Origin of the sequence: Flavobacterium sp. CFBP9031, from assembly GCF_034044945.1 — a bacterium.
Lineage (GTDB): Bacteria > Bacteroidota > Bacteroidia > Flavobacteriales > Flavobacteriaceae > Flavobacterium.
In genome coordinates this window covers 177,614-190,954 of the sequence record NZ_JAXCWF010000012.1, presented here as the reverse complement: position 1 = coordinate 190,954, position 13,341 = coordinate 177,614, and the positions used below count along the sequence as shown (strand labels likewise).

Here is a 13,341-nt window from a genome sequence, read left to right as displayed (position 1 = left end):
AAACAGCACGCTTTTATTATTTAGTTCTACTTTGAATAACTAAAAAAATTAATGACCAGCTCTACCTTTTGAATCTGTTGATTTTGTTGTAGTGCTTTTTCCTCTAGAACCAGATGTTGATTTTTGAGTTTTTCCAGAATCTTTCATTCCAGATTTCGAATCTTTTTTTGAAGTTTCCATAATGTTATAATTTTTTAAATTATTAATAAATACAAAGTTGCAAAATACGCAAGTGCTTATATTACAGAATTATATTTGAATATTACAAAATAGAAAGTAAACCAAAACGCTACGGAAACAAATCATGTAAAAATAAAGCTGAATCTTATAAATTATTTAAGTATCTAATTTTCAACTTTGTGTATATCATAAAGATAAAAATACTTACTAATTTAAAATAGCAGCCATGAGAACAGAAAGCAACTATAGAAAAACTGCCAAATTAAATGATTTTAAATGTAGTAAACCCGATCACGTTGATACGGCACATGAAAATGAAGCAATGGACGAAAACTTTACTTCGGGACAAAATCACGATACCAACTATAGAAATCAATGCGATCATTTTTCTGATGATTGTTACGAAATCGTAGAGAGCGGACTAAATCTGGCTGAGGACAATACTTTTCCTTCCTATAACGAATCAAATCCTTATAACAGTTATAATCTAGATAATGAAGATGATAAATATAACTGTCCTCCTTATAGAAATTTTGAATACTAAAAAATCCTAAAAAAGTTATGTCGCCAAAAAATGATCAGGAAGTTATGAATGAATATTTGTCTAATGAAAGAACTTTATTAGCATGGCTTCGCACTGGAATTGGGATCATGGTTTTCGGATTTGTAGCAGTAAAATTTTCTTTATTTTTAAAACAGGTTCCCGCTAAACATCTAGCAGAAACTGTTCCGCCCAACAGCAATTTCACCATTTATTTGGGTATTGGTTTATTAATTGCCGGAGCATTGACTATTTTACTGTCATATCTACGTTACATCCACACTATCAAACTATTAAAAAAAGGAAAGTATCAGTATTCAACTGCAATGCTTACCTTTATTACAATGATGCTGTTTGTATTGAGCATTTCACTTATCGCCTATCTAATAATAGCAGCAAGCTCTTAAAAAACAATTATCTAATTATCAAATTTTCTAATTATCAAATTAAAAAATGAATCCGCCATTATTACAATTTAACAATAAAGGAATCTACTGCCAGCAGGCCGATGTTTATCTCGATCCGTGGCGGCCGGTAACCAATGCCATTATTACACATGGCCACTCTGATCATGCGAGATGGGGACACCAAAATTATATTACACATTATTCTAATATTCCAATTATAAAACATCGTTTGGGAGACATTAATGTTTCGGGCAAAAACTGGAATGAAACTTTTACTATAAACGGCGTAAAATTCTCTTTTCATCCAGCAGGACATATTATTGGTTCAGCACAAATTAGAGTGGAATACAAAGGTGAAATCTGGGTTTTTACAGGCGATTATAAAACAGAAGACGACGGAATTTCTGTTCCGTATGAAGTCGTAAAATGCCATTCCTTTATAACCGAATGTACTTTCGGACTTCCCGCTTTTAAATGGGAACCACAAGCAAATGTTATGACTGAAATTAATAATTGGTGGGCCGAGAATCGTGCAGAAGGAAAAACTTCTGTTCTATTTGGATATTCCTTAGGAAAAGCACAACGATTATTAAAAAATCTCGACACAAACATTGGACAGATCTACACGCATGGCGCAATTGAAAATATGACCAATATTGTACGCCCAATGATTGATCTGCCTCCAACTATACGCGTAACAGCCGAAACTAAAAAAGAAGATTTATTAGGAAATATTGTAATTGCTCCACCAAGCGCACACGGAAGCACTTGGATTCGAAAAATGACTCCTTTTGTAACAGGAACAGCAAGCGGTTGGATGGCTTTTAGAGGAGCAAGACGCAGACGAGCCGTTGACCGCGGATTTGTCTTAAGCGATCACTGCGATTGGACCGGTTTATTGGAAAGCATAAAAGCAACAGGCGCAGAAAGAGTAATCTGCACTCATGGATATTCTGATATTTTTTCGAGATATCTAAGAGAATTAGGTTACGATTCCCGAACAGCCAACACGCAATACGAAGGAGAAACAAATGACATAGAGGAAAGTTAAATTCCAAAATAAATAAATTCCAAATTCCAAAAACCATCAACAGACAACTTTCAACCATCAACTAAATTCAAATGAAAAACTTTGCCGAACTTATAAAAACCTTAGACAGTTCTAATAAAACATCGGTAAAAGTTGATGCGCTGACGAATTATTTTCTAAAAGCAAACGACGAAGACAAAGTCTGGACAATCGCTATTCTTTCGCATCGTCGCCCTCCCCGACCGGTTAATACGACTTTATTACGTTTATGGGCAAACGAATTGGCTAATATTCCGCTTTGGCTCTTTGAAGAAAGTTATCATATTGTGGGTGATTTGGCCGAAACGATTGCTCTTGTAATTCCAACCACAAAAGAACATTCCGATAAAAGTCTGACTGAATTTTTACAGGAAATCATTGCCTTAAAAAAGAAAACAGATTTAGAGAAAAAAGAATATCTGCAAACCAATTGGCTGAATTTAAATTATTACGAAAGATTCGTTTTCACTAAATTAATAACGGGCAGTTTCAGAATTGGTTTAAGTCAGAAGTTAATGACTCGAGCGCTTTCTAAAGCCGAAAATATTGATGAAGATACGCTTGCTTACAAATTAATGGGCGACTGGAATCCGAATACGATTACCTTTCAAGAATTGATTTTGGACGAAAGAAGTAGCGATTATTTATCAAAACCATATCCGTTTTATTTGGCTTATCCAATTGAAGGCGAATTTGAAAATCTTGGCAATCCTGAAGATTGGAGCGCAGAACATAAATGGGACGGAATTCGATCTCAAACTATTATCCGCAACAATGAAATTTACGTTTGGAGCCGTGGCGAAGAATTGGTAACCGATAAATATCCTGAATTTCAATCTTTTATTGGCAATATTCCCGACGGAACAGTTATAGACGGCGAAATTCTTCCTTTTATTGAGAATCAAATTGGGACATTTAATGATCTGCAAACCAGAATTGGCCGTAAAAACGTATCGGCTTCTGTTTTAAAAAATACACCTGTTATCATTAAAGCTTACGATTTATTGGAATGGCAGGGAAAAGATATTCGCAATCTTCCTTACGAAGAACGCCGAACCATATTAGAAGAATTATTTACGACTTTGATTGGAAAAGAGATTCCGTTACAGCTTTCAGAAAGGATTCATTTTTCGACTTGGGAAGATGTTACAAATGAAAGATTAAAATCGCGCGAAATGAAAAGCGAAGGTTTAATGCTGAAACGAAAAGATTCTCCGTATCTAGTTGGAAGAAAAAAAGGAGATTGGTGGAAATGGAAAATTGAACCTTTAACGATTGATGCCGTTCTCACCTACGCTATGCGCGGTCACGGAAGACGTTCCAATTTGTTTACCGATTACACTTTTGCGCTTTGGCAGGAAAATGAAAACAACGAACGTGAACTCGTCACTTTCGCTAAAGCGTATTCCGGTTTAACTGATGCGGAATTTAGAATGGTCGATGATTTCATCAAAAAAAATACTTTAGAACGATTTGGACCAGTAAGAAGCGTTACGCCAAAATTGGTTTTTGAAATTGGTTTTGAAGGAATTGCTCTTTCCAAAAGACATAAAAGCGGAGTTGCTACCCGTTTTCCACGAATTTTAAGATGGCGACACGATAAAAAAATTGAAGAAGCCAATTCAATCGAAGATTTAAAAAATATGATTTTATAGATGAATAGAGAGCAGTTATTTAAGATCGCCAGCGAATGGTTTGAAAGTCAGGGATGGAAACCTTTTCCGTTTCAGACCCAGACTTGGACTGCTTTTTTACAAGGCAAAAATGGATTGCTAAATGCTCCAACAGGAAGCGGAAAAACCTATGCGCTTTGGCTTCCTATCATTCTAAATTATATTAAAGAAAATCCGAATTCTAGAACCAAGCACAATTCAGGATTAAAAGCGATTTGGATTACGCCTTTGAGATCTTTATCTGTTGAGATCAAACAAGCGGCAGAAAGAGTGCTTACAGATTTAAATATTCCAATGACAGTTGGAATTCGTTCCGGAGATACTTCTGCTTCAGAAAGAGCCAAACAAAAAGGAAAAATGCCCGATTTGCTCATTACCACACCAGAAAGTCTGCAATTACTCTTGGCAACAAAAGGCTATTCGAGTATTTTTAAAAATTGTAGTTCAATTGTCATAGATGAATGGCATGAATTACTAGGAACTAAACGTGGAGTTCAGGTAGAACTGGGATTATCAAGACTAAAAACCATTGCTAAAAATATTCGTATTTGGGGAATCTCTGCCACAATTGGTAATTTACAGCAAGCACAGGAAGTCTTACTTGGAGTAGATTCTGAAGCGTATCATAATTCCGTTTTAATAAAAGCGGTAATTAACAAAAAAATAAAAGTTGTTTCCATTATTCCAGAAAAAATGGATACGTATCCATGGCGCGGACATATGGGTTTACATCTGATTGATGAAGCGGCAAAAATTATAAAAGCCAGTAAAACGACGCTTATTTTTACAAATGTTCGTTCGGCTTGCGAAATATGGTATCAAAGATTATTAGAAAAATATCCTGAATTTGCTGGTGAAATGGCCATGCATCACGGAAGCATTGACAGAGAAACCAGACTTTGGGTAGAAAATGCCATTCGGAATGAAGAATTAAAAGTCGTAGTCTGCACTTCTAGTTTAGATTTAGGAGTTGACTTTGCTCCCGTCGAATCAATTATTCAGGTTGGAGGTCCAAAAGGCGTTGCCCGTTTTATGCAGCGTGCCGGACGAAGCGGACATCAGCCTGGAAAAGAAAGTGTTATTTATTTTCTTGCCACTCATGCCATTGAATTAATCGAGGCTTCGGCCTTGAAAAAAGCGGTTGAAAATAGTGTTATTGAAGATCGTGTTCCGTATTTAAACAGCTGGGATGTTTTAGTTCAATACCTTAATACGTTGGCAGTTTCTGACGGATTTTATCCAAACGAAATTTTCAAAGAAATTCAGGGTACTTTTAGTTATCAAACCATTTCGGATGAAAATTGGAACTGGATTTTAAATTTTATTACACAAGGAAGCCAAAGTCTTCATGCTTATGACGAATTTAAAAAAGTGGAAATTGACGAAAACGGCTGTTACAAAATAAACAGCAGAATGATTGCCATGCATCACAGAATGCAGATCGGAACTATTGTGGGCGATGCCGTTATGAATGTAAAATATCTCAGCGGCGGTTATATTGGCACGATTGAAGAATGGTTTATTTCGAAATTAAAACCTGGCGACACTTTTATTTTCGCAGGAAAAAAACTGGAATTATTCAAAATCAGAAACATGCAGGTTTTGGTAAAAAAAGCGAGTCCGAAGAAAGAATCTAAAATTGCGAGCTGGATGGGCGGACGTTTGGCTCTTTCTTCTCAAATGAGTGAATTGCTTCGACAGGAATTATATCGCGCCAATACCGATAATCTTTCGCCAGAATTAAAAGCTTTACAGCCTTTATTTAAAAGACAACGCAAAGAATCTATTGTGCCCAGTTCAGATGAATTTTTAATTGAAACCTTCAAAACTCGAGAAGGATTTCATGCGATTTTTTATCCTTTTGAAGGACGTTTTGTTCATGAAGCTTTAGCCAGTTTATTGGCCTTTAGAATAAGTTTATTGCAGTCGATCACATTTTCTTTGGCTTATAATGATTATGGTTTCGAATTGCTTTCAGATCAGGAAATTGATATCGAAGCGGTTCTAGACAATAATCTATTTTCAACCGAATATGTCCATCACGATTTGCAGAAAAGTTTAAATTCAACCGAAATGGCCCGAAGAAAGTTTAGAGATATAGCGGTAATTTCAGGATTAGTTTTTACTGGTTTTCCAGGAAAAATGGTTAAAACAAAGCATTTACAAAGCGGTTCGCAACTGCTTTTTGAAGTATTTAGAGACTTTGAACCTGATAATCTATTATTGCATCAAGCCTACCGTGAAACTTTTGAGCATCAATTAGAAGAAGGACGTTTGATTTTGGCTTTGGAACGAATTGCAAATCAAAAAATAATCTGGAAACAATGCTTGAAACCTACTCCTTTTAGTTTTCCAATTATTACCGATCGATTGAGAGAAAAACTTTCAAGCGAAACTCTGGCTGAAAGAATTCAGAAAATGACTGCATCTTATATGAAATAGATCTTTATGAATATTCAAATACAAAACGAAAACTTTACACTTCATTCAAGCGGGGCTGTTTTTTGGGAAAAGCAAAAAACAGTCATTATTTCTGATGTGCATTTGGGTAAAGTAACGCATTTTAGAAAACACGGAATTGCTATTCCACAAGACGCTATTTCTGAAAATTTTAGAAAAATAACAGCAGTTTTGAATCATTTTCTACCTGAAAAAATCATTTTTTTGGGAGATTTATTTCACAGCGCCAAAAATGCTGAATGGGATTTATTTGAGGAGTGGATTTCCAACCATGATCAAGAAACCTATTTAATTACAGGAAACCATGATATTATTGATGAAATTCATTATAAAAAAATTGGTGTGATTGTCACAGAAATTTTAGAAATTGATCATTTTCTTTTTACCCACCATCCTACAGAAAAAGAAGATTTTTTCAATTTCTCAGGACATATCCATCCTGGAATAATCCTCCGCGGATTAGGGCTTCAAAGCTTAAAATTGCGTTGTTTTTTTCAAAAAAGTAATCAAATGATTTTACCTGCTTTTGGAGAATTTACTGGGAAATTTATTATGAAACCCGAGCCAGATCATACCGTTTTTGCTATTGCTGGAGATGAAATTATTTTGATAAACAAAAACAATTGAGGCAGTCTATTTGATTTATTTACAACATTATAAAATTACACATTTAAAGTGTAAAATGAATTACCCTCAACTAAAGCTATAATCAATCGATTAGAAAAACAAAGAATTAAAAAACCCAGTAAAACTAAATTTATTGGGTTTTCTTGTTTAACTCTAAATTGTAATCAGAAAGTAAACATTATTGTTCGTCATTGTTCATGGCAGACATTAATAAGGTGTAAGCGTTTTTGACAACCACTTTTGAAGAGCTAGAAATGGCATCAGAAATGATTTGATTATACCCTTCATTTTTAACTCCAGACTTTACCTCTATCATTTGAAACTGATTGTTTCCAATATCTGTAAACACATAAAACTTTCCTTCCCAACGCACTACAGCATCTTCAGGAACTGTAAGCGCTTTTTTATTTTCTATTTCCACTTCGGCGTTTACGAAAAGTCCTGGCAAAAGTTCTGGATTATAACTGTTTACTTTACAAATAATTTCTGCTGCACGATCTCCATTTAAGCTTTGATTGATAAAAGCGATTTTAGCGGCATATTTTTTAGCATCAGAAGAGTTTGTATACGCCATAACCGTTTGGCCGATTGAAAGCGAAGTCACGTCTTTTTCGAACGCGTTTAATGTTAGAACAATGTCTTTCTTATCAATTAATTCGAAAAGCATATCTGTCGGACTTACATATTTTCCGATGTTTACATTTACTTTAGAAACCAAGCCGTTTATTGGCGAAATCACTCGAATTGTTTTGCTAATATTTCCAACATTCAGTGTTTTAGCACTAATTCCTAACAAGTTTAATTTTTGTTCCAAAGAAGAGATTGTGATACGCTGTGTTCTCATTTCAGTCGTAATTTGTTCCAAAACTTTATCACTTGCCGCTTTGTTTGCATTTAGCTCTTTTTGTCTTCTTTGTTCATTTTGAGCCAATTCGAATTTCTCTTTCGCCATCAAATAATTTTGCTGTAACTCGATAAACTGCATATCTTCTAAAACCGCTAAAACCTGTCCTTTTTGCACATTCATTCCTGCAATAAGATTGGTGCTTTTCACATAACCTCCCAATGGAATACTAATACTGATTACACTTTTGGGCGGAACCGTTACTGTACCTTGAAGCTGTAAAACCTCCTTTACATTTTTTTCAGTCGGATTACCACTTTCTAAACCAGCATTTTTAACTTGCTCAGGACTTAATTTAATGATGTCAATGCTTTTATTTTCAGCATTTTTAGTTTCCTCATTCTTCTTATTTCCGCAAGAAATTAGAAATATAGCGCTTATGAACGCCGCAATGTATTTTTTCATTTTAAATATTATTAAGATTTTGAAGTGTCACAACTGCTCTATTGTAAGCATTAAGCGCGTCTAAATATTCACTTTTGATTGTAATAGCCTGATTGACTACCAAAACCCATTGCAAATAATCGATATCTCCATTTTGCAATTGACTGCTTGAAGCTTCAATAATGGTTTGAGCATTTTTTAATCCGTCAGTTTCATAATACTGTAAGCTTTCTTGATATTTTTTTAGCTCACGATCTGCGTTTTCAATGTTCGTTTTCACCTCGATTTTAGCCGCCTCAGAAAGTTCAACATAGCTTTCGTATTCAGCCTTTGCAGCCTTTTTTCGTTCCGACTGACTTGTGAAAAATAGCGGAATTGAAAGTCCTGCATTTACATAATTAAATCTTTGTCCACTACCATAATAAACTTCCTGACCTGAAGTATTGGTTTGAGTTCCAATAATACTCAAATTGTTATATCCCAAAGTAATTTCAGGAAGTAATTTTGCTCCTTCTGTTTTCCATCTGAACTTAGCCGCTTCCGATTCAAACTGCGAACGCTGCACTGCTGGAAGATTTTCTGTTTTTACATTTTCTATAGACGAATGATTTAAAACTGCTTTCAAATTCATCTTTTTTGGAGCGTATTCCACTTTATCTTGAAGAATGGCATTAAACGAATTCAAAGCAATTTCAATATCTCTATTAACCATTACAAGCTGATTGCTGTAAAATTGTCTCGCAGATTGCGAAGTGCTTTTTTCTAAAACATTTGCTTCTCCCGCTTTAAATCTCAAATCTGATTTTTTCTCCATAATCCTGTAGATCGAATCAGCGTAAACTAAAAGTTCTTTTTTGCTGTTCAACCACAAATAATCATAGTATATATTTCGAACTTGAGTTTTGATTTCTTGCGAAGTCAATTGCACTTCGGCTTTAGCTTTACTAAAATCAGCTTTTAAGGCTTTTTTCTGATTGCTATAAACTGTTGGAAAAGCAAAAGTCTGGCTAATTCCAAAACGAGTGTCGTTTTGAATGCTATTAAACTGTCCGTAATCGGCGTCGATTTGTGTTTGGGGAATATTATAAGCCGATTTTTGCAAGTAGCTTTTCGACTGCTCGTTCAATTTAGCCGATTTAATCGTTCTGTTATTTTGAATCGCAATTGAAATGGATTCGTCAAGCGAAATGGGTAATTCTTGCGCTTTTGCCATATTCCCAATAAAAAGAATACTCAATAAAATGGTTAAATTATTCATGTGCTTTTTTCTTTCTTTAGTAAAAACTTTAGCGTGATACGTCATTAAATAAATCGCTGGAAGTACAAAAAGCGTTAAAAGAGTCGCTGTAACTAATCCGCCAATAACCACGGTTGCCAGTGGACGTTGTACCTCTGCTCCTGCTCCGTTGCTCAACGCCATCGGAAGAAATCCGAGAGAAGCTACAGCAGCCGTCATTAAAACGGGACGCAACCTGTTTTTTGTTCCCAATAAAATAATCTGGAAAGGATCGGTAATTTCTCCTTGTTTCTGAATTCGGTTAAATTCGGATATTAATACAATTCCGTTTAGTACTGCAACACCAAAGAGCGCAATAAATCCAACTCCGGCAGAAATACTAAAAGGCATATCGCGCATTACCAGCGCGAATACGCCACCAATTGCAGATAACGGAATTGCTGTAAAAATGATAATTCCTTCTTTAAACGATCTAAAAGCAAAATACAACAGAGCAAAAATCATTAATAAAGCAGCCGGAACCGCAACTCCCAATCTGGCTTTTGCCTGCTGAAGGTTCTCAAAAGCTCCTCCGTATGTAATATAATAACCAGGATCAAATTTAATTTGCTGATTTACTTTTTGCTGTAATTCCTCAACGATAGATTGAACGTCTCTTCCGCGAACATTAAATCCGACAATGATTCTACGTTTTGCATTTTCTCTCTGAATCTGGTTCGGACCTTCTACTTCCTCTACTTTTGCGACTTGATAAAGCGGAATCTGCATTCCGGAAGGCGTTGCAATTAAGAGGTTTCGAACATCTTCAATTCCTTTTCTTCCGTTGTCTTCAACGCGAACAACCATGTCGAAACGCTTTTCACCTTCGTAAATACTTCCGGCAACAGCACCTGCAAAAGCGGCGTTAATCGTTGCATTTACATCTGCCACACGCAAACTGTATTTTGCCATTTCTGCCCAATTGTAATCAATTACGATTTGAGGCATTCCGGTTACTTTTTCTACATATAAATCGGCTGCACCTTCAACGGTTTTACTAATTGCTCCCAGTTTTTCAGCATATTCTGAAAGCTTCTGAAGATCTTCCCCGTAAATTTTACAAACCAAATCTTGTTTCGCTCCTGTCATCAATTCGTTAAAACGCATCTGAACAGGAAACTGAAATCCAGTTGTAACTCCAGGCGCAATTCGTTTAACGGTTTTGGTCATTTTATCTGCCAATTCAGGAAACGAAGAAGCACTTGTCCATTCCGATTTGTCCTTTAAAACAATAATCATATCTCCGCCTTCAATTGGCATTGGATCGGTTGGAATTTCTGCGCTTCCAATTCTCGACACCACTTGCTCTACTTCTGGATATTCTTTCTTTAATTCTTTAGAAATTTTTGTAATGGTTTCTGTTGTTGTAGAAAGATTGGTTCCTAGTAGCAATCGGGTTTCAACAGCAAAATCTCCTTCTTCCAATTGCGGAATAAACTCTCCACCCATTCTTCCGAATAACAAAACGGCTATTCCAAAAAGTACAAATGCGCCAATAACAATTGCTTTTCTAATACGTAAAGCTTTGGTAAGCCAACCTTCATAAGCGTTTTCTAATCTTTCCATAATACGATCTGAAAGGTTCTTTTTAGGACTGATTTTTTTACTTAGAAATAAAGCGCTAACCATTGGCACATAAGTCAATGACAAAATAAAAGCTCCTAAAATGGCAAAAGCAACAGTCTGCGCCATTGGCTTGAACATTTTACCTTCAATGCCTTGTAAAGAAAGAATAGGCAAATACACAATCAAAATAATAATTTGCCCAAAAACTGCCGCATTCATCATACGTGCTGCCGAACCTGTAACCTCCTTATCCATTTGCTCTTGCGAAATATCATTTGAGACTTGGTATTTTTTAGAACTGTGAAGATGATGCAGAATCGCTTCCACAATAATTACAGCTCCGTCTACAATCAATCCGAAATCTAATGCTCCAAGACTCATTAAATTTCCGCTTACGCCAAAAGTATTCATCATAATAATGGCAAAAAGCATCGCTAACGGAATTACAGAAGCTACAATAAAACCTGCTCTAAGATTTCCTAAGAATAAAACCAGAATTAGAACGACAATTAAAGCTCCTTCAATTAAGTTTTTTTCAACTGTTCCAATGGCATTGTCTACCATTTTAGTTCGATCTAGAAACGGCTCAATTTTTAATCCTTCGGGAAGAATTTTCTCGATTTGAGCAATTTTATCTTTTACGTTAACAATAACATTATTGGCGTTTTCCCCTTTCAGCATCATTACAATACCACCAACCGATTCTCCATATTCATCTGTCGTTAAAGCACCGTAGCGAATCGCTGAAGAAATCTTAACATCGGCAACATCTTTTATCAAAATAGGAAGTCCACCTTGTGTGCTTTTAACCACAATGTTTTCAATGTCTTTAAGGCTTTTAGCTAAACCAGTACTTCTAATGTAAGAAACTGTTGGTCCTTTCTCGATATAAGCTCCACCAGTGTTTTCGTTACTACTATTTAAAGCGGTAAAAACTTCACTTATCGTTAAATTCTGAGCTTTTAATCGTGCCGGATTTACAGCGATTTCATACTGTTTTAATTTTCCGCCAAAAGTAGAAACATCAGCAATTCCTTTTGTTCCCAAAAGCTGTCTTCTGATGGTCCAATCTTGAATGGTTCGTAAATCTTCTAAGGAATATTTTTCTTCGTAACCTGGTTTTGGTTTTAAAACGTATTGATAGATTTCTCCCAAACCCGTTGTTACAGGCGCCATTTCGGGCGAATTTGCATTCCGATCAATTTCTACTTGCTGTAATCTTTCTGCAATTTGCTGACGTGCCCAATATACATCTGCATCGTCTTCAAAGACAACACTTACAAGCGAAAGCCCGAAACGGGAAATACTTCTGCTTTCCTTTAAATTTGGAATATTACTGATGGCTTGCTCAATTGGAAATGTAATTAATCTCTCTACATCTTCTGCGCCAAGCGATGGAGCTGTTGTGATAATTTGTACCTGATTATTAGTGATGTCTGGTACAGCATCAATTGGTAATTGGGTAACCTCATACACACCGTAGATAATCCACAGCAGTGTAAAGATTCCAATTGCCAGTTTGTTCTTAACTGAGAACTGAATTACTTTATTAAGCATATTTTATTAATTAAAAAATAATAAATGAGCAACTAAAAACACTATGTATCAGTCACTTCAAGAAAAATTTAAAAATTAATTATGCAATCGGAGGTCTAAATAGAGAAAGCAGATTCGGATCTGAAAAAAGATCTGATCTGTAAGTTGGAATTTTTGATTGTGGTAATTCTGGATTGAAAGGAACCGGAAGTAAGTCTTTGTCGTCTAAAATAAAAACAAAGTGAACCGAACTGCTGCTAATGGTTTTAAAAGGAAGCTGCATATCTCGATCTCCGTCATTGTCTTTTAAATCTTCTCCCCAATAATGCATAGACAAGAAATCTATAAAGCTTACGCCTTGCAGTTTTTTATGTTCCTGAAAATGTTCTATCAGAATTGGCAGTTTATAGAACTGCTGCACAAAACTGCTGTTTGAAGCGATTAGAAAAATGAATATGTAGACAATTAGTTTTCGCACGAAGCAAATTTAATTTAAATTCTCTAAGATTTCATCTTTTTAAACTAGCAAAAGGGTCTTTTAACAATTTAGAAATATGCAATACCGCTTTTACTGCATCCAATATTGATGAAGCTTGTTTACTATCAAATCGTCAAAATCTAATCCTATCTTCCTAGCTTTCAATGCTGCTATTCTTCTTTATAAAACAAAAACGAGTCAATTCTTATTGAATTAACCCGTTTGTGTTTTTAATTTTTT

Annotated in this window: 10 protein-coding genes; 6 read left to right on the top strand and 4 right to left on the bottom strand. The window is 35.4% G+C overall.

Annotation, left to right across the window (positions count from 1 at the left end; all coding sequences use genetic code 11):
- Positions 1 to 48: 48 nt before the first annotated feature.
- Positions 49 to 180: a hypothetical protein gene (locus SOM12_RS19460; protein WP_256385526.1), complete on the bottom strand. Its 132-nt coding sequence runs from the start codon at positions 178 to 180 to the stop codon at positions 49 to 51.
- 226 nt (positions 181 to 406) lie between these two features.
- Between SOM12_RS19460 and SOM12_RS19455 the strand changes: the two genes are divergently transcribed.
- The 6 genes from SOM12_RS19455 (at position 407) to pdeM (ending at position 6,957) form a co-directional block, all read left to right on the top strand.
- Entirely contained in the window at positions 407 to 724 is a 318-nt protein-coding gene (locus tag SOM12_RS19455) for a hypothetical protein (RefSeq protein ID WP_095930021.1), read from the top strand.
- A gap of 17 nt (positions 725 to 741) precedes the next feature.
- Positions 742 to 1,128 (top strand): YidH family protein, encoded by a 387-nt coding sequence (locus SOM12_RS19450; protein ID WP_320494983.1) that lies wholly within the window; start codon positions 742 to 744, stop codon positions 1,126 to 1,128.
- A gap of 46 nt (positions 1,129 to 1,174) precedes the next feature.
- Positions 1,175 to 2,179 carry a ligase-associated DNA damage response exonuclease gene (locus tag SOM12_RS19445; RefSeq protein WP_320494982.1) on the top strand — a complete coding sequence of 335 codons (1,005 nt, stop codon included), beginning with the start codon at positions 1,175 to 1,177 and terminating at the stop codon, positions 2,177 to 2,179.
- A 71-nt stretch (positions 2,180 to 2,250) separates the two neighbouring features.
- A complete protein-coding gene (locus SOM12_RS19440; RefSeq protein ID WP_320494981.1) occupies positions 2,251 to 3,852 on the top strand; it encodes an ATP-dependent DNA ligase in 1,602 nt (533 codons plus the stop codon).
- On the top strand, positions 3,853 to 6,312 hold the full coding sequence (locus tag SOM12_RS19435; protein WP_320494979.1) for a ligase-associated DNA damage response DEXH box helicase: 2,460 nt from the start codon (positions 3,853 to 3,855) through the stop codon (positions 6,310 to 6,312). It abuts the gene before it with no gap.
- A 6-nt stretch (positions 6,313 to 6,318) separates the two neighbouring features.
- Positions 6,319 to 6,957, top strand: coding sequence for a ligase-associated DNA damage response endonuclease PdeM (gene pdeM / locus SOM12_RS19430; protein WP_320494978.1), 639 nt, complete (start codon positions 6,319 to 6,321; stop codon positions 6,955 to 6,957).
- Positions 6,958 to 7,135: 178 nt separating this feature from the next.
- Here the strand turns inward: pdeM and SOM12_RS19425 are convergent, their stop codons facing one another.
- The 3 genes from SOM12_RS19425 to SOM12_RS19415 form a co-directional block, all read right to left on the bottom strand.
- Positions 7,136 to 8,266: an efflux RND transporter periplasmic adaptor subunit gene (locus SOM12_RS19425; protein ID WP_320494977.1), complete on the bottom strand. Its 1,131-nt coding sequence runs from the start codon at positions 8,264 to 8,266 to the stop codon at positions 7,136 to 7,138.
- Between the two features lies 1 nt (position 8,267).
- Complete coding sequence (locus SOM12_RS19420) at positions 8,268 to 12,644, bottom strand: CusA/CzcA family heavy metal efflux RND transporter (protein ID WP_320494976.1); 4,377 nt, start codon at positions 12,642 to 12,644, stop codon at positions 8,268 to 8,270.
- Between the two features lie 79 nt (positions 12,645 to 12,723).
- Positions 12,724 to 13,101: a hypothetical protein gene (locus SOM12_RS19415; RefSeq protein WP_095930029.1), complete on the bottom strand. Its 378-nt coding sequence runs from the start codon at positions 13,099 to 13,101 to the stop codon at positions 12,724 to 12,726.
- Positions 13,102 to 13,341 lie beyond the last annotated feature (240 nt).